Below are 19,272 nucleotides of genomic sequence, written 5' to 3'. Positions count from 1 at the left end.
CGGGGGCCTCGCTTCAAGTCAATGTGGCCTGCAAGCGTATGGACGCCAACGACCTGTCCCAATGCCCCCCAGGAGACAGACGCGCTTCCGGGACAGGACTTCCACGTGCCCCCGGACGCTTGCCCCCTCACGTCGTGGCGTTTGGGATTGGACAGATGCCCTGTCCCACACCGGCCTCGCTCGCCGGAATCAGCGGGGGGCGGCCAATTCGCGCACGCGCGAATCCCGGGCCACGGCTCCGCGCCTAGAGACAGCCCAGCTCCATGGCCCGGAGCACCGCGCGGGTGCGGTCCCTCACGCCCAGCTTGGAGAGGATGCTGGAGGTCTGGTTCTTCACCGTCCCCTCCGCCGTCCCCAGCGCGTCGGCGATCTCCCGGTTGCTCATCCCGCGCGCGATGAGGCGCAGCACCTCCACCTCGCGGCGGGTGAGCCCCTCCGGCAGGTCGGCGTGGGGGAAGTCGCGTGGCACCTCCGCCATGCCGCGCGCCACGCGCTCCGCGACACCGGGAGGCAGCAGCGTCTGACCGGAGGCGACGCGCCGGATGGCCTCCGCCAGCTCCTCCAGGGACACGTCCTTGAGGAGGAAGCCCTGCACGCCCGCGCGCAGGGCTTCGATGAGGGCCGTGTCCTCGTCGAAGGTGGTGAGCAGCACCACGCGCCGGTCCGGCTCCGTGCGGCGCAGCGCGCGCAGGGCCTCCAGCCCCGTCCTGCGCGGCATGCGCACGTCCATGAGCACCACGTCGGGGTCCAGCTCCGCGACCCTGCGCAGCGCCTCCTCGCCGTCCGCGGCCTCGCCCACCACCCGCAGGTCGGGCGTGAGGTCCAGCAGGCTGCGCAGGCCCTGGCGCACCAGGGCGTGATCATCCGCGAGCACCAGGCGGATCGGGTTCATGTTCCCACCCCACGCTCCGCCGTGGCCGGCAACCACGCCTCCAGCTCCATCCCCTGTCCCTCCGCCGCGCGCCACTCCACGCGTCCGCCCAGCCGGGTGAAGCGCTCGCGCATGCCGGTGAGCCCCGCGCCGGGCGTCACCCGCGCCGCGCCACCGCCATCGTCGCGCGCATGCACCCGCACGCCGCCGTCCTCCGAGGGCACGATGACAATCCACAGGTTGCGAGCCCCGGCATGCCGCAGCGTATTGGTGAGGACCTCCTGCACGCAGCGGAACAGCGAGTGCGTCGCCTCGGAGGACTCCAGGGCGAACGCATCCGGGACGTCCAGGTGGACGTCGAGCCCGGGGACGCCCTCCGCGAGCGCGCGCAGCGACGGCAACAGGGGCACGGGAGCTTCGCGCATCTCCGTCACCGTGCGCCGCACCTCGGACAGGAGCGTGCGGGCGGCCTCGCGCGCGCGGCGCAGGTGTTCGGTGGCGGCCGGGGCTTTCGAGGTGTGCGTGGCGGCCTCCAGGTTGAGGCTGAGCGCGGTGAGGTGGTGCCCCACGGAGTCGTGCAGCTCACGGGCGATGCGCAGCCGCTCCCCCTCGCGCTCGCGGTGGGCGAGCAGCACCTGGGTGGCCTGAAGCTCCGCGTGGACGCGGGCCAGCTCGCGGCGGGCCTCGGCCTCGCGGACCATCACCAGCGCGGTGCCGAACGTGAAGCCCTGGAAGCCGGTATAGATGAGCGTCTGCACGAGCGCCTGGAGGAACGGATGCCAGGCGGCGAACACGGCGAGCAGCCCCACCACCTGGGCCCCCATCCACGCCAGCGCCTGGCGCTGGCGGAGGATCTCCGGGACCTGCCCGGCGGTGATGGCGAGCAGCGCGGCGTCCAGCCCGCTGCCTCCCGTCGCGGTGCAGACGAGCGCCGCGAGCGTCTGCGTGGCGAGCAGCGGCAGCTCTCCCCTTCCCAGCACCCGCGTCTGGACGCCGAAGGCCGCACCGAAGGTGATGAGCCCGAGCCCCCAGAGCAGCGTGTCCGGCGCCAGCCACCGTGAGGGCTCGCGCGCGAGGCCCTCGGCGTGCGCGAAGCCGACCACGGCCCAGGTCAGCATCCCGGCGACGAACAACAGACGATGGATGGTGGCGGACTTCGCCACGGCGGACCGCGCGGGCATGGCGGGAAACCTATGCCACCGAGGGCGCCGGGGCCATGTGCCGGAAGTCACATGCGGCACGTGTGACTTCCGCCAGATGGAGGCACACGCGCAGGCGCGTAGCGTGCCTTCCGGACTCGCAGCACGTCGGAGGCACCTGTGTCGCTCTATCTGCTCGCCCGCTGGCTCCACATCGCTTCGGGGGTCGTCGCGTTCGTCACGCTCTGGCTGCCCCTGGTCGCTCGCAAGGGAGGCGCCCTGCACCGGCGCGTGGGCTGGGCCTACGTGGGCGCGATGATCGCCGCCGCGCTCTCCTCGCTGGTCATCTCAGGGGGGCGCTTCCTTCAGGCGCCGCGCGAGCAGCCCATGGCCCTCTTCTTCATCTACATCGCGGTGCTGAGCGCGGCCTCCGCGACCATGGGGGTGCGCGTGCTGAGGACGAAGACGCGCACCGGGGCGAGCATGCACCCCCTGGACGTGGGGCTGTCCACGCTGCTGCTCTGCATGGGGCTCTTCACCGAGGCGTACGGACTGCGGATGGGCGTGCCGCTGCTGTGGGGCTTCGCGCCGGTGGGCATCTTCTCCGGGACGACCGGGCTGTGGTACTGGCTGCGCCCGCCCCAGGAGCGGATGCACTGGTGGTTCCAGCACATGGGCGCCATGGTCGCCTCGGGCATCGGCACCCTCACCGCCGCCCTGGTGGTGAATGCCAGGCACGTCGGCATCAATGGCCTGCAGCTCGCGCTCTTCCTGGGGCCCACGGTGGTGGGCGTGGTGGGGCTGAGGCTTTGGACGCGCTACTACCGTCAGCGCTTCGCACGGAAGGCCCCGGCCGTCATGGGCCAGGACCTCCCGGGGACGACCCAGCCCGCGCGCGCTCGGTGAACCTCCCTGCAATCCCAGACGGCCTTCAGCTCGCGGGGCACGGGGAGACGCGGATCCGGGGATTCGTGAAGCCTCGTCAGGACAGTATGGCTTCGATGATAGACGAAGGCCAGAAACCCCAAGCGGAGGAGGTCTCGTGAGCGTCGCCACCGTCGAAGAGGGCCCATTGCGGGGTCCCAGCTTCTTCTTCAACCGGACAGCGCTCCGCTCGCTCGCGCTGGCGCATCGCGACAGCTACGGGGCCGCGCGGCCCCATCCCCACGTCGTCATCGACGGTTTCCTGGGTGAGGGATTGGCGACGGAATTGGCCCGCGTCTTTCCGGGCGCGACCGGGGCCCCGTGGATGCGCCGCGACCATCCCGAGCAGGCGGCGCGTCTGGGACAGCTCCAGCGCAAGGGATTCGAAGGCGTGCACGGGGCGCTCCGGCATCTGCTCGCGGAGCTCTCCGGAATGGTGTTCCTCGACTTCCTGGAGACACTCACCGGCATCAAAGGGCTCATCGCGGATCCTCACTTCCGGGGCGCCGGGCTGCACCTCACGCTGCGCGGAGGCCACCTGGCGCTCCACGCGGACTTCAACCGCGACCGCACCCGCGCGCTCTCACGGCGGCTCACCGTCCTGTACTACCTGAACCCGGGCTGGGAGCCGGAATGGGGCGGAGACCTGGAGCTGTGGAACGCCGACCTCTCCCGGTGCGAGGCGCGCATCGCGCCGGTGCTGGATCGCCTCGTCGTGATGGCACACGGCGACACGCACTGGCACGGCCACCCCACCGCGCTGGCATGTCCCGAGGGACGCGGCCGGGCCACGGTGGCGGCCTACTTCTACACGGCAGAGGAATCCCCGGACGCGCCGGAGGCCCACAGCGCCCTCTGGGCGCCGACGCGTCCTGAATGACAGGCGCGGGGGGCGGCACAAGCCATCGCCCCGGCGGGCTCATCCCTATCAGGACCTTCAGCGCGGCGCCGCCGGCCGGTGGCCCCCGACTTTCCGGAGCCGCTCACCATCCCCAGGGCAAGGACCCCAACGACGCGGTCCTGCTCGCGGAGAACACCCGGATGACGCCAGGCTTCCTCCGGCGCGTGTTCGAGTCGAAGCAGGGCCGCTGGCAGGAGTCCTTCGAGACGCGGACGTTCGAGCCCGCGAGCAGAGCGGACTGGCCGAACTTCGTGCTCGAGCACCCCACGCTCGCGAGCGGGACGCTCGAGGAGCTCCGCGCCCGGCTGGAGCAGGCACTCCAGCGGGGCGGTTGAGCCCGGTCACTCGATGGTGGAGTTCGTCACCCGGATGGGCGTGTCCGCGTGGTTCGAGATCTGCGGATAGGTCACGTACCAGGAACCGCCCTTGTTGTTCTGGATGACCGACCGGTCGATGCGGATGTCACCCGAGTGGTCATTGCTCACGAAGAAGATGGCACTGCCGTGGGCATTGACCTCGTTGTGCTCGATGCGCGTGCCGCAGAGAGACAGCGTCATCGTGTTGCCATCGTTGTAGATGGCCCCGCCGCTGCCACCGCCCGGGGTGCCCGGCTGGGCGGGGTTGGCGCCGTTGCCGATGGCCCGGTTGTACGAGAAGAGGCTGTTGATGACGGTCCACGACACGCCAATGCTGCTGATCCCGCCGCCGTTGGAGCAGACCCCGCCGTAGCCCTCCTTGCCACCGAAGGTCGTGTTCACCACGTACACGGGCTGGTCGTCGTACTGGTCGAATACCCGCAGCGCGCCGCCTCCCACGTCGGGCCCGGTGTCCGCGCACGCGTTGTTGAAGAAGCGGGAGTTGATGACCTTCACCCTTCCGCCGCGCACCCAGACCGCCCCGCCGCCGTCGAACTCCTTCTCACTCTTGGAGCTGGCATCCACGAAGGTGAGGTTCTGGAGCGTCAGCCGGGGGTGGTCCTGGTCCTGGCAGTGGGAGGTGGTCCACACCTGCGCCTGATCACAGGTGTTCATGTAGAGGATGCGGTGCTTGCCCGCCCCGCTGAGCGTCACCAGCCCCTTGCCGTCGATGACGATCTCCGGCCCCTTGTCGTTGAAGACCTTGGCCGTCTTGTCGAGCGTGATCGTCGCCGGCTCCGGGCCGCAGTCGAAGGTGATGACCCCGCCCTTGGCCACGGCGTTGACGAAGGCATCCGAGGTACAGCTGGCCGGCGTCCCCGTCCCGACGACGGTGGTGGGCTTCGACACGTCCGCGAGCCCCGCCTCGGCGGGCACGCTGCACGTCGCCTCGGCGTTCGGGTTGCCGGCCGGGGGCCCGTCCTTCGGGTTGGTCAGCGGGTTGGGGACGTCCACGGCGTCGTCCGAACAGCCCGTGGAGCACAGCAGCGCGGCCCCCATGGCGAGCGAGAGCCATGGGGACGCAGGGGACCGGTGAAGTCTCTTCGGGTGCATGCAGCCTCCAGGAGGACGGCAGTCTAGGGCCGCGGCGCACCCGGGATGAACAAGCCCTCGGCTTCCGCAACAACGCCGCCTACGACCGCTGGTGGGAGGGACGCAAGCAGTGGGGCGCGCTCATCATCGAGGTGCGCGCCTTCACCCACACGGCCATCGCGCTGCTGGACGACGGCCGCGCCGAGCTTCCCGAGGCAGGACGACAGGCGGCCCGGAGGCTGGTGCACCGCACCATCGCCTTCCCCTACGCGCTCGCCGCGCATCTCCGGAGCCAGGACGCCGGAGAGGTCATGGGCCGCTTCCTCGCGGAGCCGGAGCGCTCCCGCGTCCTGGCCAGCGCCAACCGGCCCAATGCCCTGCTGCGCGAGCACCAGCTGGACCTGGGCCGCCTGCTCCGGGCGGGCCACATCACCGACATCACCTGGCGGGCGCTGAACGAACGGGTGCACGCGACGGTCTTCGGCCTGGACATCCTGAGCGATGAGATGGAGGAGCCTTCGGCGAGGCGCCCAACGACCTGCCCCCTGCTCGCGATGTCCCGCACCACGGAGATCAACATGCTGGAAGCGCTGGGAGAGCCCCAGCCGGAACCGCTGCGCCCCAAGGACTTCATCCTCGGGTAATGGAAACACGCCTGCCCGTCGTTGCTGAGGAGCAGGAGGGGCCGGAGCCCCGGTGACGGCCCCGGCCCTCCCCCGCTACCAGCAGGCGAACTGGAGATTGTCGTAGCGCACGGACGCGGTGCTGAAGACCAGGGTGCGCAGGTCGCCCTGGGCGAAGCCGCTCTCACCACAGGCGCAGGTCGCCCCGGTTCCGGTGCACGACGTCCAGTTGGTGAGGTCGCCGCTCGAGTCCTTGCGGTACTCGGCGTTGAAGACCGCCTTGTTCTTGTTGGTGAACGCCGTCTTGTAGACGCCGCACTCGTTGTACTTCTGGCACTCCTCGTTGATGGCGAAGTCGAAGGAGTCCGCGAGCGCCGAGACCTGGTCCACGTCGTTCTTGAGCGCGATGCCCAGGCACAGCGAGTGGGCGGTGGTGGCCAGCCAGCGGTTGTAGTCCAGCTGGTTCGCCGCCGTGAGGCCCCAGCAGGCCTGGTCGGCGCAGGTGATTCCATCATCGTGCGAGTAGCCGTCGACATTGTCCGGCTCCACCGCGTCGCAGCCCTTGGTCCTGGCCAGCTGCATGCGCGACGTCATCACCGTCCGCACCGACGGCTTGCGGTGATCCAACCACCACTCACAGCCGCCGCCGCTCGTGCACCAGTCACCCAGGATGTGGACGGACTGCGCGCAGTTCTCCCCGGGGCTGCAGTACGTGTCCTGCGGGAACTGGCTCGCGTCATCCCGCCAGTTCTCGAAGGTGCCCGCGCTGAAGTAGCAGACCACCTTCTTGCCGGCGGTCTTGTACTCCTGGATCTTCGCGCTCGTCGTATTGAAGAGGTCCACGACGTAGACCTGGGCGTTGAGGTTCGTGGGAATGGACGCGTGCTCCAGGTCCCACATCCAGGTGGTGCCTTTGGGGAAGGCCGCCACCGTGCAGGAGGAAGCCTCACCGCAGACGTTCGGGGTGCCGCCACCGCCGCACGACGCAGGGCCCTGGCAGGTACCGCAGCTGGAGACCGTGCGAGCCTGCCCGCAGTTGTCGGTGCCGCTCACCTGCCCGCAGTTCATGCCCAGCCGCGAGCAGAAGGCCGCATCCGTCTCCGCAGTGCACACCGAGCCGATGTCCCAGGACACCTGGAGGCGAAGGCTGTCGAGCTGCGCCGCGTCCGAGCCCGCGCCCTTGATGAGGCGCGCGCGGATGTCGCCGGTGCTCGACACGAAGTTCGAGGCCACCTCGGTGGACGGGAGGTCCAGCGTCAGGGCCGGCGTCCACACCCACTCGCCGCGCCCCTGCGAGTTGGCGAGGGTGACCCAGCTGGAGGTCGAGAACCGGTAGAGCTGCCACTGGTAGTAGGACGTGGCGGCCGCGGGCCCCTGGTACTTCGTCAGCAGTTGGAGTCTGGTGATCTGCGCCGGGGTGGGCGCTGCCTGGGTGAGGCTGGAGAGATTGAAGGTCAGGTAGCCCGTGTAGCTGGGGCTGAACTCGATGTACTGCGCATGGCAGTCCGCGTACGCGCCGACCGTGCAGGTCGCGCTGTTCGTCTTGAGCACGCCCATGCCGCCGCTCTTGCCCGACGCGTCGGTGTTCGCCAGCGTGCTCGCGGAGGCGAAGTCGATGACCTCCGAGCCCGGCAGGGCCTGCTGCTGGTCCTCCGGCGCCAGCGCCTCATCTCCTTCCGAGGACACGCAAGCGGACAGCAGCAAAGCCAGACAGGGGATCAGCCCGGTAATCCATTTCGACATCGCGCCTCCAGGGTTGGGCATGGGCTATCACAAAAGGCACGCCCATCACTTGGATGGAATTTTCCAGGCGCTCGCGGCTCCCACCCGCCGCTCACACGTCCAGCACCGCGCGGCGCACCAGCTCGCGGAAGTAGCGCGCCGCCGGGTCGGCGTGGGTCCGGTCATGCCAGCACAGGGCCAGCTTGACGGTATGCGCGGGCACCGGCGCGTTGACGCTGCGCACGCCCAGGCGCGTCCCCTGTGCGGCGACGAGTGACTCCGGCAGCGTCGCGACGAGGTCGGTCGCGGCCACCATCGACGCGGCCGTCAGGAAGGATGGCGCCGTCATCGCGACCTCGCGGCGGATGCCAGCGCGTGCGTACGCGACAGCGATGAGGTCGCGGAAGCCCTTTCCCGGCACCATCTCCACCGCCACGTGCCGGAGCGCGCCGAGCGCACGGGGCGACAGGCGCCTGCCGAGCGCGGGATGACCTTCTCGGGCCACGAGCACCGTGCGCTCGTCCAGCAGGGGCTCGATGTGCAGTCCCGCGCCCCGTCCGGCCAGACCGAGGTGCAGGTCGACCTGGGACGACGCCAGGTCTCCGAGCGCGACGAGCGAAGCGATGCCCACCACGGAGAGGCGCGCGCTCGGCAGCTCCAGGATCATCCGGGCCGCGATTCGCGGTCCCCAGGTGACCTGACCCGCGTCAGCGATGGCGAGCGTGAAGGTGCGCTTGCACTGCGCCGGCTCGAACGGCGCCTCGTGCAGCCCCGACTCCAACTCCCGCAAGCCTCGCGCGATGGCGGGGGCGAGCGCGAGCGCGCGGGGCGTGGGGACGATGCCACGGCCCTTGCGCGTGACCAGCGGGTCGCCCAGCACGGAGCGGAGGCGCGCGAGGCTGTTGCTGATGGCGGACGGCGTGACGTGGAGCTGCTCGGCCGCGCGCACGACGCTGCGCTCGGTGAGCACGGTGTGGAGCACCAGCAGGAGGTTCAGGTCGAGGGCCGAGATCGAAATGCTCACGGTTCGTGAGCCTAGACCTCACGAACCATCACTACCAGGGTGGGCTCTCCTTCCCCATCATGGGTGCATGCACGGACTGCTCGGCTGTCTCGTCGCGGGCGTGCTCGTCGCATGCCGCACCTCCCCATCACCTCCTTCCCGGAGCCGTCCCATGCCCATGCTTCATCAACGCCAGGTCCAGGACTCGTTCATCTCGTATTGCGAGGCCGGGACGGGCTCGCCCATCGTGCTCCTGCACGGCAACCCCACGTCCTCACACGTGTGGCGCAACGTCATCCCGCGACTCGCCGACCGGGGCCGGTGCATCGCACCGGACCTCATCGGGATGGGGAGCTCGGGCAAGCCGGACATCTCCTACCGGTTCGCGGACCATGCGAAGTATCTCGACGCGTGGTTCGCGGCGCTCGACCTGCGGGACGTCGTGCTCGTCGGCTACGACTGGGGCGGTGTGCTGGCGCTGGATTGGGCGCGGCGGCACCCGGACCGCGTGCGGGGAGTGGTCGTCTTCGAGACCTTCCTGCGCCCGATGGCCTGGAGCGACTGGAGTGCCGAGGGCGAGAAGCTGTTCCGCGCCCTGCGCACACCGGGAGTGGGAGAGCAGCTCGTGCTCGAACAGAACGCGTTCCTCGCACGGTCCTTCGCGAACGGCGTCCTGCGTGGACTCGCAGAGGAGGATCGGGCCGTGTACCAGGCCCCCTACCCGGATGCGGCCTCACGACGCCCGGTGCTGCAGTGGCCGCGTGAAATCCCCATCGAAGGTCAGCCCGCGGACGTCGTCGAGGTGGTCGAGAGCTACGATGCGTGGCTCGCGCGGCCGTCCGCGACGCCGGTGCTCCTGCTGACCTTTGGGGATACCGGGCTCAACGCGCCGCACATCATCGAGTGGGCGCGCGGCAATCTCCCGGCCGTCGAAATCGTCCCGCTCGGGCGCGCGGGGCACCATGCGCCAGAAGACGCACCCGAGGACATCGCACACGCAATCCGGAGCTGGCTGGATCGCCTCGGCGGATGACATGCATGCCGCGTCTTGAATGCCGCGAGGGCTTGCCGGCTCAACGCCACCGCTTGCCGCCCTTGCGGCCTCCATGTCTGGGAGCGCCGCGCTCCGGGGGCGACCGCTCACGGGTGGCCTCGGAAATCTCGTCGGGCATCCATGGCTGGTCGAGGAGCTCCTGGAGCTCGAGGAGCGAGCGGGCCTGGAGCACGCCCCGCCTGCCCCGGGCCACGCTGAAGCGCTGGGGGCGGTCCAGCAGGGGCAGTTCCTCCTCCACCAACGTGCGGGCGAGCTTCTCCGGCAGGTGCAGCCGCACCACGCCCCTCGGAGCCCCGTCCGGCAGCTCCTCCACGTCGTACTCGAGCGGCACCGCCTGCTCGCGAACCTCCACGGTGTCCGGAAGCGCCAGGAGGGCCTGACGCGTCTCGCGCGGCACGAGCGCGTCCAGGTCGAGCCGCAGCGGGCGCGCCCGGAAGTCGTCGAGCGTGTCCACGCCATCGAGCTGCGCTTCATAGAGCGCGGTGAGCTCCGGCTGCCCCAGCGGCGCGGTGGTGCCTCCCGAGCGCCGCCACAGCTCGCGAACCTCCGCGATGGTGACCCGATGCCGGTCCACCGCGGGATGCGGCGCCTCGCCCCGAGCCAGCGCCTCGGCGAGCGCGTGCCTTGCCGCCCTGGCGAGCTCCGGCCCCCAGGCGCGCAGCACCTCCACCTCCTGTTCCAGCGCGAAGCCAAAGAAGTCCACCCGCGTGACGAGCACGACCGAGCGGAAGCGCGCGTCGTACACGGGCGCGGCAGAGTGACGGTGCGCGTAACGGCGCAGCAGCGCCTGGGGCAGCTGGGTGCCTTCGATGGCGGCCTGTGAGTCGCCGTTGCGGTCGGCGAAGTAGCGCAGCGTGCCCGCCACCGCGCCCAGGTTGCCGCACACGCTCGTCTTCGACACGCGCGCGAGCTCGCCCCAGGCCGTGCGCTCGTCGATGACCAGGTCGAAGGGCATGAAGCGCGCGAGCAGGTCGCAGAAGCGCTGGTAGACGCGCGTGTTCGCGAACGGCATGCGCGCCGGCAGCGCCAGCCGCACGCTGCGGTACACGCTCGCCAGCGCGAGCGCCGCGTCCTCCAGGGCCTTCACCAGCACCCCGCGCCCCTCCGCCCAGGCCGCGAGCTTCTCCGGGTCGAAGACGTGGCGTGGCAGCCCCTGCACCTCTCCCACCGTCCCCGCCGCGCTGAAGGCCTCGGCGTAGAGGTTGTACGCGGTCAGGTGGTCACTGCCGGGCACGAGCACCCCTTCCAGGTTCCGCTCCTCGCGCGTCATCCGGTGCAGGGACTCCACCGCGCTGCACACCGCGAGGAAGGGCAGCAGCGCATCCTCCGCGTTGACGATGAGCTCCGCCCACGGACGCTCCACGGGCAGGGCCTCCACCGCGCGGCCGTAGTCGGACAGCCGCCCGTCCACGTCCACGATGTTGCGCGCCTGGAGCTTCGCGAGCGCCCGCCGATAGGCATTGCGGTCCAGCGGCACGGGCAGCTCCAGCTCATCCGCCCGCACGCCGAGCGCCGCCGCCGTGAGCGCCACCCGCTCCGGTTCGCCCGCGAGCTGGAACTCGGGCTCGGTGGGCCGCAGCGAGCTGAAGTGGATGGACCGGTCGCTCAGGATGAAGACGCGTCCGCCCGCCACCCGTCCGTGCACGCGCCCTGCCATTTGCAGGAGTTCGTTGTTGCCCAGGTGCACGCGGGTGAGGACGTTGCGGCCGCCCTCCACCACGTTCGTGAAGCGCAGGTCGTCGATGACGACGGTGTCCAGGCCCGGCACGTTGAGCGCGCTCTGCCCCGCCGCCGTCATCGCTAGCACGAAGGGCTGCGGCGCCGTGCCGTCCAGGAAGGGACGGATGGCGCGCAGCGGTTCACCGCCGTGGTAGTGCGCCGCGTGTACCTCCGGCGCGATGGCTCGCACGTGGGCCGCCGCCTCCTCCACGCCCGCACGCGTGGCCAGGAACACGCCCACCCCGCGCCCTCGCAGCTGCACGTCCCGCAGGAAGTCCTCGTCGAGGAACGACAGCGGCTGGCGGCGCTCCACCTCCACGCGCGCCGCCTTGTGGGGATCGAAGGTGGACACCTGAAGCACGTCCACGCTGTCCAGGTAGCGCGCGTAGAAGGCCGGATCCACCGTGGCGGAGAGCCAGATGAAGCGGCAGCCCACGCGCTTGCCCAGGGCCAGGCACAGCTCCAGTTCGGCGGAGGTCTGGTGGATCTCATCCACGATGAGGGTGTCCTCGCGCCGGATGGCGCCGCCCTGGAACCAGCGCCGCGCGATGCCGGTGGTGACGATGGCCACGTCCGCGAGCGGCGTCCCCTCGGTCGCCTCCCGCTCGCGGTTGACCACCGCCACCCTCAAGGGGCTCCGGCCCACGAGCTCCTCCGCGATGGGGCGGATGGCGAGCGTCTTGCCCGTGCCGGTGCCCGCGACGATGCCGAACCCCTGCCCGCTCCGGGCCAGCGTGCGCAGGCGCTCGCCGTGGTGCTCTAGCAGGTGCGTGCGCAGCTCCAGGCCGAGCGCCAGCTCGATGGTCTCGCACGCGGCACGCGTGGGTGCGATGACCACCACCCGCCCGCGCGGGGAGGAAGCATCGGCGTGGGGTGGCAGGAAGCGGTCAGTAGGGGTGCGCACGAAGGCCAGTGATACGCACGGGCGATGTCCCGGGGAAGCGTCAGACGCATCCGGGCCCCATCAGAAGGAGGCAGGCAGCCGCGCAAGACAGGTCCTCTGGACGTGGATCCAGTGGAAACGTCGCCCACGGCGCATCCGCGAAAGACCGAGCGCTCGGACTTCGGGGGCACATGGTGGCCTTGCCCCATGGCGACCTTCCAGTCTCAGGAACCTGGGAGGGGGAACGATGGAAAGGAAGCTGTTGCTTCAGGAGCTGCACCCGGCGCTGGTGCACATGCCACTGGCGTTGCTGCCGACGGCGGCCGTGGCGGACCTCGTCGTGGTGAGGACGGGAGATCGCGCCTGGGAGAAGGTGGGCCGCCGCCTGTGGGTCGTGGGCGCGGCGAGCGCCGTATTCGCCGGGGTGTCGGGCCTGGCAGCGAGCAAGGAGGTCCGCATGAACGCGCCGCGCGCCCGGGAGCTGACGTTCGTGCACGGCATGGGCAATGCCCTCATCACGGCGGGCGCGCTGGGCCTCATGGCCTGGCGGCAGGCTCGGCCTCCCACCGTCCTGACGACAGTGCTGGGTCTGACCGCGTGCGCCAGCGCGCTCGTCACGGCGGCGCTCAGCGGGAGGATGGTCTACGAGCAGGGCATCGGCATCACCCCAATGCCGCAGAACGCTCCGCAGGGCTCGGTGAAGGAACCCCCGCTGCTGTCGCGCGAAGCCCCCGTGGCGCTCCTGAAGGACGCGGGCCGGGGCGCCGCGTGGCTGATGAGCTGGGCGCGCACGCCGCGCTGAGCCCACGGGCAAGAAGCCACGCCAGAGCCGAGGACGCGAATCACGCGCCCTCGGCTCGTCAGGGTCAGCGGCTCATGGCGCCGCCGCCTCCGCCACCACCCGAGCCCGAGCCACCCGAGCCACCACCGCCCGAGCCCGAGCCACCACTGCTCGAACCGCTCCCACCGGAGCCGCCAGTGCTCGTGCCTCCTTCGCCCCCGTAGCCGCCTCCACCGGAGCCGCCGGTGCTCGTGCCTCCTTCGCCACCGTAGCCGCCTCCACCCGAGCCGCCAGTGCTCGTGCCACCTTGGCCTCCGTAGCCGCCACTGCCCGTGCCGCCAGTGCTCGTGCCTCCTTCGCCACCGTAGCCGCCACCGCCCGAGCCGCTGCTCGTGCCTCCGCCGCTGGAGGTACCGTCGGTGGTGGAGCCACCGCCCACGCCACTGCCGCCCGTGCTCGAGCCCCCCGTCCCCTGGCTCGCCCCTGGCCCCGGGCTGCCACCGTCGCCATAGACAGGCGCGGTTCCCCCCGTTTCACCGGAGCTTCCACCGACGTTCGCCGCGCCAGCGCCCCCGGTGTCCACCAGTCCGGAGCCGCCAGTGCCGCTCCCCGCCGCGCCATTGGCTTTCGTGCTCTTGCACCCCGCGCCAACGAGCAGCGCCGACGCGAGCGCTCCCAGCAGCACCGCCTTGAATGCCTTCATTGCATGCACCTCCCTCAACGGTCCGCGCAGAAGGTCGAGAAACAGCTCCTCGGGAGCCACTGACCTTGAGGATGGGTTGGGAGTCGGGAAGGCCCCCCTCGGATGAGACGGAGAGGCTTCATCCAAGATGCGGAGGCACCGGGCACCGGGCCCTCGGTATCGAGCCTAGTGCACTGGAGGACTCGCCCCTAGAATGGACGGGCCGTTCAACCTGGGAGGTCGTACATGCGCAAGGGAATCGCGAAGTGGGTGTTCATGCTGGGCGTCGTGGCCGGTGGCGCCGCCGGGACGCTGATGCCCGCCAGCTCCGAGGCCGGAGGCATCTGCTCCAACATCTGTATGAACGAGGACTGCTCGTGCTTCCGGCAGTGTGGACTGGGCGGCGGTGGGCGGTGCGTGTGTTCCGACTTCACCATCTGCCAGTAGGCCGCAACAGATGAACCGCGGCCGGGCCCTGTTGGGGCCCGGCCATCGGGCTCAGGTGAGCGCCCCGGCGAAAGACTTCATCCCGATGAGCCGCGCCCGCTCAAAGCCGCCCAAGGATCTCCGCCTTCTTCCGCGCGTACTCCTCGTCCGTGACGAGGCCCGCATCGGCCATCCGCTGGAGGTCCGCCAGGGCCTTCACCGGATCTCGTGGCGCTGGCTGACCTGACACCATTGCCTCCATCCCCTGGAGGAGGAACCTGCCCAGGTCCTGCGCGACGACCGGCCCCACGACGACGAGGGTCTGGGGGTCGTCCGGGTCGACCTTGACGTTGAGCCGCAGGCCCACGTCCAGCACGCGGACGTTCCAGTCATGCCATCGGCTCTTCAGCCGGACCTGGTACGGCGTCCGGCCGGGGAGCTGGACGTCCAACAGGAAGTCGACGACCTGTCTGTGGTTGATGAACATCCGGGTGGGCGTGCACTCCAGCACCGTGGCCTCGCCAGGCAGCCCGTTCTTGCGGACCTCGCCCCTCCTCGACGCCCGGGTGAGTGCGCGTACGACGAGCACGCCAGCCATGATGAGGATCAGCCCCCAGAGCCCCATCAGCACCGCCAGGAGCACGCCCTCAGTGCGCATTCGCCCCACCACTCCCGTCCTCATAGTGCCGCGCGTACTGCTGGCGGAGCACGAACTTCTGCGCCTTGCCGGTGCTCGTCTGCGGCATGGCCGGGAGCAGGACAATGGCCTTCGGCACCTCGAACCCGCCGAGGTGCTGACGGCAGTGGGCGTTGATCTCCGCCTCCGTGGCGGAGGCGCCGGGCTTGAGCACGACGAAGCCCGTCACGGCCTCCGTCCAGCGCGCGTGCGGCAGGCCCACCACCGCGACCTGGAGCACCGCGGGGTGGCGCAGGAGGACCTCCTCGACCTTGATGGACGGGACGTTCTCTCCGCCCGTCTTGATCATGTCCTTCTTGCGGTCCACGAAGAGGAGCTGGCCGTCCGCGTCGAACATGCCCAGGTCGCCGGTGTGGTGCCAGCCGAAGGCGCTCGCCTTCGCCGTCGCCTCCGGGTCCTTGTAGTAGCCGAGCATCACGTTCGGCCCGCGGTGGACGATCTCCCCCACCTCGCCCCGCCCCAGCAGCCGGCCGTCGTCATCCATGATGGCCGTCTCGTTCGTCACGACCGAGTCGCCCCAGTACGAGCCGAAGCGCTTGAGCTGCTGCTCCGGCTTGAACAGGGTCGTCGCCGGATACATCTCCGTCTGCCCCGACGCGAGCGCGAAGCCTCCGGGGCAGAAGTGCTCGATGAGATCCACGAGCAGCGTGCGCGCCATGGGCGCCATCACGTAGAGGCACAGGCGCAAGCTGGAGAGCTTCGTGGCAGGCCGCGCCGGATGCGCCAGCATGGCGCCGTACATCACCGGCAGGCCCATCAGGAACGTGATGCCGCGCTGCTCGATGGTCGCGAGCATCGCGCCCGGGTCGAAGACCCGCCGCACGACGACGGTCGCCCCGGCCAGGAGGAACGTCATCACGATGGCGTGCTGCGCGCAGTGGAACATCGGCAGCACGCAGAGGGTGGAGTCCACCGGACGCATCCCCAGCTCGAACAGGTTCCCGCTCAGCGCCGCCTGCACCGACGCGTGCGAGTGCATGACGCCCTTCTGCTGACCCGTGGTGCCGCTGGTGTACATGATCTGCGCGAGCTGGCCGCTCGCGATGTCCACCTGCGGCAACGTGCCGTGCTGGCCCTTCAGCGTGTCCAGGAACGCGACCGTGTCTCCCCCCGGCGCCGCCTGTCCTTCCGGTACGCAGACGATGACGCGGGTGCCCAGCGCGTCGAGCATCGGCCGCAGCCCGGGCTTCGCGAGCAGTTCGGCGTCGATGACGGCGTGGGTCGCCTCGGCGTGCTGGAGGATGTACTGGATGCCCTCCACCGAGAGGCCGGTGTTGATGGGCACCCAGACGAACCCCGACTTGTAGATGCCCACGAAGGCGGTGACCATCTGCGCCGAGTTGCCACAGAGCATCGCGATGCGCGCGCCCTGGGGCAGCCCCTGCGCGAGCAGGTAGTGCGCGAACGCGCTCGAGCGCCGGTCGAGCTCCGCATAGGAGAGCTCGAGGTCCCCATCAACGAGCGCCGTCCGCTCCGGCCATCGCAACGCCGACCGGTAGACGATGTCTCCCAGGGAGATCCGGCCGATGCGAGGGGACTGCGCTTGCTGCGTCACGGACATCCTGTGCTCCATTCCGCCCGTCGGGGCGTCAGGTCGAACCGGGGCCTCGCCGCCTATTTCGGAGCGGCCCACGAAGGAGGCCGGCGCTCCAGGAAGGCGAGCATTCCCTCTTGCGCCTCTTCCGAGGCGAACAGACGACCAGAGAGCGCGACCATATCAGCGCCCCCGGCATCCAGGCGCGCGCGAAGGCCCGAGGCCACCAACTGCTTCGTCTCGCGCAGACCCTGCGGAGACGACACGCGGAACGTCTCCAGGATCTGCTCGACGGCGCCGTCCAGTGACGCATCTGGCACCGCGGAGGTGATGAGCCCGATGCGGGCGGCCTCGGCCGCGTCGAAGGCCTCACCGGTGAGGAAGTAGCGGCTCGCCGCCCGGCTGGTCAGGTGCGGCAGCGTGGTGAGGGAGATGACCGCGGGCGTCACGCCGATGCGCGCCTCCGTGAAGGCGAACTTCACGGACTCCGCGACGACGGCCACGTCGCACGCGCCCACGATGCCGATGCCCCCGGCCCGCACCTGCCCGGCGACCTTCGCCACGACAGGCTGGGGCAACGTCACGATCGCCCGCAGCACGTCGAGCAGCACGGCGGGTGCCTTCGCGGCGCCACCGTCGGTCATCTCCGAGAGGTCCGCGCCAGCGCAGAACGCGGGCCCGGTGGCCGCGAGCACGACCGCGCGCACCTCCGGGTTGGACGCCACGGAGCGCAGCTGCTCCAGCAACTGCGTGACGAGCGCCCGCGACAGCGCGTTGCGGTTGCGGGGCGAGTCGAGCGTGAGGGTGGCGACGCCACGCGAGACTTCATACCGGACGAGCGGTGCTTCACTCATGCTGCCTCCTTCGCTGCAGGGGAGACGACCGCGACGACGTGCCGAGCCGGCACCTGCGCCCCGACCGTGACATTCACCGCCGTGACCACGCCATCCGTGGGCGCGATGATGGAGGACTCCATCTTCATCGCCTCGAGCACCACCAGCACGTCGCCCCGCTTCACGGTCGCGCCGACCTCGGTGCTCACCCGGATGATGCGGCCATCCATGGGCGCGCGCAGGCGGCCATCGCTGGCGCGCTCACGTTCGGAGGGCGGCCGGAAGGAGACATCGCGCAGCTGCCGCGTGATGCCGTCGAGCGCGCACCACAGGGTGCCCCCCGCGCGGCGGTAGCGGACCGCGCGGCGACGTCCCGCCACCTCGACCTCCGCTCGCTCGGAGCCAAGAGTGCGCAGGGAGATCGCGACCTGGGTGTCTCCGACGCGGACCTCGTAGGTCTCCGGTGCGACGGGGCGCACGGAAGCGCGGAACTCCGAAGTCCCGTCATGCAGGCTGACCGGCACCGGCAGGGCGTAGGAGCTGCTCCAGCCAGAGAGCGCCGCGTCGAAGCCGCCCTTCCGCGCGAGCGCCTGCGCATCATCGTGGAAGAGCAGCGCGGCCAGGACGGCCTGCTCCTCCGTCGAGGCCCTCCCGAGCGCCTGAAGCGTGTCCGGTGGCGTGTGCGCACCGACGAAGCCCGTGTCGTACCGGCCGGAGCGGAACGCCTCGTGGGCGAGGACGTGCTGGATGAACGTGCTGTTCGTCGTGACACCGAACACCGTCAGCTCGCGCAGCGCCGCGGCCAGCCGTTCACGCGCCGTCTCGCGGTCCGGTCCGTAAGCGACGAGCTTCGCCTGCATGGAGTCATAGAACGGCGTGACGTCCTGACCTTCACGCACGCCATGGTCCACGCGGATGCCCTCCCCCGCCGGCGGCTCCCACGCGATGAGCCGGCCCGTCTGCGGGAGGAACCCCCTGGCCGGATCCTCCGCGCACAGACGCGCTTCGATGGCGTGCCCGCGCCAGGTGATCTCCGGCTGCGTCAGCGGAAGCGGCTCGCCGTCGGCGACGCGCAACTGCCACTCCACCAGGTCGAGCCCGGTGATGAGCTCCGTCACCGGGTGCTCCACCTGGAGGCGCGTGTTCATCTCCATGAAGAAGAAGTCGCCATGGGGCGCCAGGAGGAACTCGATGGTCCCCGCGCCGCGATACCCGATGGCGCGGATGGCCTGCACCGCCACGGCCCCCATGCGCTCGCGCAGCTCGGGCGTCACGGCCGGGGACGGACTCTCTTCAATCACCTTCTGGTGCCGCCGCTGGACGGAGCAGTCGCGCTCGCCCAGGTGCACCGCGTTTCCGTGCGCGTCCGCGAAGACCTGCACCTCCACGTGACGCGCGCCCTCAATCGCGCGTTCGAGGATGAGCTCGCCGCTGCCGAACGCGTTCGTCGCCTCCGAACGCGCGGAGCGGATCGCGTCGAGCAACGCCCCTGGCTCGCGGACCAGCCGCATGCCGCGTCCGCCGCCACCCGCCGCCGCCTTCACCATGATGGGGAATCCGACGCGCTGGCCCTCGCGAACCAGGGCCTCGTCATCGAGCGACTCACCGGGACGGGCGGCTTCATAGCCGGGGATGCACGGCACGTCCGCGGCCTGCATGCGCAGCTTCGCCTGCCGCTTGTTCCCCATCAGCTCGATGGCTTCCGCTGGCGGCCCGACGAACACGAAGCCCGCTTCCTCGCACGCGCGAGCGAAGTCCTCGTTCTCCGACAGGAAGCCGTAGCCGGGATGGATGGCATCCGCGCCGGACGCCTTCGCCGCGGCGAGGACCCGCTCGATGGAGAGGTAGGACTCCTTCGCGGGAGGAGGCCCCAGGTGCATGGCTTCATCAGCCAGTCGCACGTGAGGGGCCTCCCGGTCCGCGTCGGAGAAGACCGCGACCGTGCGCAAGCCGAGCCGGCGGCACGTGCGCAGCACACGCACGGCGATCTCACCCCGGTTCGCCACCAGCACCTTGTGGATGCGTTTCATGA

General features: G+C 70.5%; 18 protein-coding genes. 7 read left to right on the top strand and 11 right to left on the bottom strand.

The window, feature by feature from the left end; genetic code table 11:
• Positions 1–244: 244 nt before the first annotated feature.
• Complete coding sequence (locus tag KYK13_RS16035; protein ID WP_223645315.1) at positions 245–892, bottom strand: response regulator transcription factor; 648 nt, start codon at positions 890–892, stop codon at positions 245–247.
• Positions 889–2,052, bottom strand: coding sequence for a sensor histidine kinase (locus KYK13_RS16030; protein ID WP_223645313.1), 1,164 nt, complete (start codon positions 2,050–2,052; stop codon positions 889–891). The genes KYK13_RS16035 and KYK13_RS16030 overlap by 4 nt, the downstream gene beginning before the upstream one ends.
• Positions 2,053–2,190: 138 nt before the next feature.
• Between KYK13_RS16030 and KYK13_RS16025 the strand changes: the two genes are divergently transcribed.
• From KYK13_RS16025 to KYK13_RS16015, 3 genes are all read left to right on the top strand, one after another.
• Positions 2,191–2,916: a DUF2306 domain-containing protein gene (locus tag KYK13_RS16025; RefSeq protein ID WP_223645311.1), complete on the top strand. Its 726-nt coding sequence runs from the start codon at positions 2,191–2,193 to the stop codon at positions 2,914–2,916.
• A gap of 136 nt (positions 2,917–3,052) precedes the next feature.
• Complete coding sequence (locus KYK13_RS16020) at positions 3,053–3,814, top strand: 2OG-Fe(II) oxygenase (protein WP_223645309.1); 762 nt, start codon at positions 3,053–3,055, stop codon at positions 3,812–3,814.
• Positions 3,815–3,975: 161 nt separating this feature from the next.
• Positions 3,976–4,170, top strand: a complete 195-nt coding sequence (locus KYK13_RS16015; protein WP_223645307.1) for a hypothetical protein — start codon at positions 3,976–3,978, stop codon at positions 4,168–4,170.
• Between the two features lie 6 nt (positions 4,171–4,176).
• Here KYK13_RS16015 and KYK13_RS16010 read toward each other — a convergent pair whose 3' ends face one another.
• On the bottom strand, positions 4,177–5,304 hold the full coding sequence (locus tag KYK13_RS16010) for a hypothetical protein (protein ID WP_304504112.1): 1,128 nt from the start codon (positions 5,302–5,304) through the stop codon (positions 4,177–4,179).
• Here KYK13_RS16010 and KYK13_RS16005 point away from each other — a divergent pair.
• Positions 5,265–5,927, top strand: a complete 663-nt coding sequence (locus KYK13_RS16005) for a bestrophin family protein (protein ID WP_223645303.1) — start codon at positions 5,265–5,267, stop codon at positions 5,925–5,927. The two genes, KYK13_RS16010 and KYK13_RS16005, sit on opposite strands and share 40 nt — an antisense overlap.
• Positions 5,928–6,002: 75 nt before the next feature.
• Here the strand turns inward: KYK13_RS16005 and KYK13_RS16000 are convergent, their stop codons facing one another.
• The gene (locus KYK13_RS16000; protein ID WP_223645301.1) at positions 6,003–7,649 is read right to left on the bottom strand and encodes an endo alpha-1,4 polygalactosaminidase; all 1,647 of its coding nucleotides are present in this window, start codon (positions 7,647–7,649) and stop codon (positions 6,003–6,005) included.
• 91 nt (positions 7,650–7,740) lie between these two features.
• The gene (locus KYK13_RS15995) at positions 7,741–8,652 is read right to left on the bottom strand and encodes a LysR family transcriptional regulator (RefSeq protein ID WP_223645299.1); all 912 of its coding nucleotides are present in this window, start codon (positions 8,650–8,652) and stop codon (positions 7,741–7,743) included.
• Between the two features lie 151 nt (positions 8,653–8,803).
• Between KYK13_RS15995 and KYK13_RS15990 the strand changes: the two genes are divergently transcribed.
• Positions 8,804–9,664, top strand: a complete 861-nt coding sequence (locus KYK13_RS15990) for a haloalkane dehalogenase (protein WP_223645297.1) — start codon at positions 8,804–8,806, stop codon at positions 9,662–9,664.
• A gap of 40 nt (positions 9,665–9,704) precedes the next feature.
• On the opposite strand, the gene KYK13_RS15985 is transcribed toward KYK13_RS15990, so the two are convergent.
• Positions 9,705–12,308 carry a DEAD/DEAH box helicase gene (locus tag KYK13_RS15985; protein WP_223645295.1) on the bottom strand — a complete coding sequence of 868 codons (2,604 nt, stop codon included), beginning with the start codon at positions 12,306–12,308 and terminating at the stop codon, positions 9,705–9,707.
• Positions 12,309–12,534: 226 nt separating this feature from the next.
• On the opposite strand from KYK13_RS15985, the gene KYK13_RS15980 reads away from it, so the two are divergent.
• A complete protein-coding gene (locus KYK13_RS15980; protein WP_223645294.1) occupies positions 12,535–13,089 on the top strand; it encodes a DUF2231 domain-containing protein in 555 nt (184 codons plus the stop codon).
• Positions 13,090–13,153: 64 nt separating this feature from the next.
• On the opposite strand, the gene KYK13_RS15975 is transcribed toward KYK13_RS15980, so the two are convergent.
• On the bottom strand, positions 13,154–13,771 hold the full coding sequence (locus KYK13_RS15975; protein WP_223645292.1) for a hypothetical protein: 618 nt from the start codon (positions 13,769–13,771) through the stop codon (positions 13,154–13,156).
• 225 nt (positions 13,772–13,996) lie between these two features.
• On the opposite strand from KYK13_RS15975, the gene KYK13_RS15970 reads away from it, so the two are divergent.
• Complete coding sequence (locus tag KYK13_RS15970; protein WP_223645290.1) at positions 13,997–14,197, top strand: hypothetical protein; 201 nt, start codon at positions 13,997–13,999, stop codon at positions 14,195–14,197.
• 100 nt (positions 14,198–14,297) lie between these two features.
• Here KYK13_RS15970 and KYK13_RS15965 read toward each other — a convergent pair whose 3' ends face one another.
• Genes KYK13_RS15965 through KYK13_RS15950 form a run of 4 tightly spaced genes read right to left on the bottom strand, consistent with a single transcriptional unit; the run spans position 14,298 to position 19,270 of the window.
• Complete coding sequence (locus tag KYK13_RS15965; protein WP_223645288.1) at positions 14,298–14,834, bottom strand: SHOCT domain-containing protein; 537 nt, start codon at positions 14,832–14,834, stop codon at positions 14,298–14,300.
• Positions 14,824–16,434 carry an AMP-binding protein gene (locus KYK13_RS15960; RefSeq protein ID WP_223645286.1) on the bottom strand — a complete coding sequence of 537 codons (1,611 nt, stop codon included), beginning with the start codon at positions 16,432–16,434 and terminating at the stop codon, positions 14,824–14,826. The genes KYK13_RS15965 and KYK13_RS15960 overlap by 11 nt, the downstream gene beginning before the upstream one ends.
• Positions 16,435–16,487: 53 nt before the next feature.
• Positions 16,488–17,261 carry an enoyl-CoA hydratase family protein gene (locus tag KYK13_RS15955; RefSeq protein WP_223645284.1) on the bottom strand — a complete coding sequence of 258 codons (774 nt, stop codon included), beginning with the start codon at positions 17,259–17,261 and terminating at the stop codon, positions 16,488–16,490.
• Positions 17,258–19,270 (bottom strand): acetyl-CoA carboxylase biotin carboxylase subunit, encoded by a 2,013-nt coding sequence (locus KYK13_RS15950; RefSeq protein ID WP_223645283.1) that lies wholly within the window; start codon positions 19,268–19,270, stop codon positions 17,258–17,260. The genes KYK13_RS15955 and KYK13_RS15950 overlap by 4 nt, the downstream gene beginning before the upstream one ends.
• Positions 19,271–19,272: the final 2 nt, after the last annotated feature.

This window comes from Corallococcus sp. EGB (genome assembly GCF_019968905.1).
GTDB lineage: Bacteria > Myxococcota > Myxococcia > Myxococcales > Myxococcaceae > Corallococcus.
This window is presented reverse-complemented; position numbering and strand designations above follow the sequence as displayed.

Bases quoted from the DNA above. Each gene is read 5' to 3' on its own strand.
- KYK13_RS16030 (WP_223645313.1), bottom strand. From the start codon at position 2,052: ATGCCCGCGCGGTCCGCCGTGGCGAAGTCCGCCACCATCCATCGTCTG.
- KYK13_RS15970 (WP_223645290.1), top strand. From the start codon at position 13,997: ATGCGCAAGGGAATCGCGAAGTGGGTGTTCATGCTGGGCGTCGTGGCC.
- KYK13_RS15955 (WP_223645284.1), bottom strand. From the start codon at position 17,261: ATGAGTGAAGCACCGCTCGTCCGGTATGAAGTCTCGCGTGGCGTCGCC.
- KYK13_RS15960 (WP_223645286.1), bottom strand. From the start codon at position 16,434: ATGTCCGTGACGCAGCAAGCGCAGTCCCCTCGCATCGGCCGGATCTCC.
- KYK13_RS16005 (WP_223645303.1), top strand. From the start codon at position 5,265: ATGGGGACGCAGGGGACCGGTGAAGTCTCTTCGGGTGCATGCAGCCTC.
- KYK13_RS15990 (WP_223645297.1), top strand. From the start codon at position 8,804: ATGCCCATGCTTCATCAACGCCAGGTCCAGGACTCGTTCATCTCGTAT.
- KYK13_RS15980 (WP_223645294.1), top strand. From the start codon at position 12,535: ATGGAAAGGAAGCTGTTGCTTCAGGAGCTGCACCCGGCGCTGGTGCAC.
- KYK13_RS15950 (WP_223645283.1), bottom strand. From the start codon at position 19,270: ATGAAACGCATCCACAAGGTGCTGGTGGCGAACCGGGGTGAGATCGCC.
- KYK13_RS15975 (WP_223645292.1), bottom strand. From the start codon at position 13,771: ATGAAGGCATTCAAGGCGGTGCTGCTGGGAGCGCTCGCGTCGGCGCTG.
- KYK13_RS16015 (WP_223645307.1), top strand. From the start codon at position 3,976: ATGACGCCAGGCTTCCTCCGGCGCGTGTTCGAGTCGAAGCAGGGCCGC.
- KYK13_RS16000 (WP_223645301.1), bottom strand. From the start codon at position 7,649: ATGTCGAAATGGATTACCGGGCTGATCCCCTGTCTGGCTTTGCTGCTG.
- KYK13_RS16010 (WP_304504112.1), bottom strand. From the start codon at position 5,304: ATGCACCCGAAGAGACTTCACCGGTCCCCTGCGTCCCCATGGCTCTCG.
- KYK13_RS16035 (WP_223645315.1), bottom strand. From the start codon at position 892: ATGAACCCGATCCGCCTGGTGCTCGCGGATGATCACGCCCTGGTGCGC.
- KYK13_RS15965 (WP_223645288.1), bottom strand. From the start codon at position 14,834: ATGCGCACTGAGGGCGTGCTCCTGGCGGTGCTGATGGGGCTCTGGGGG.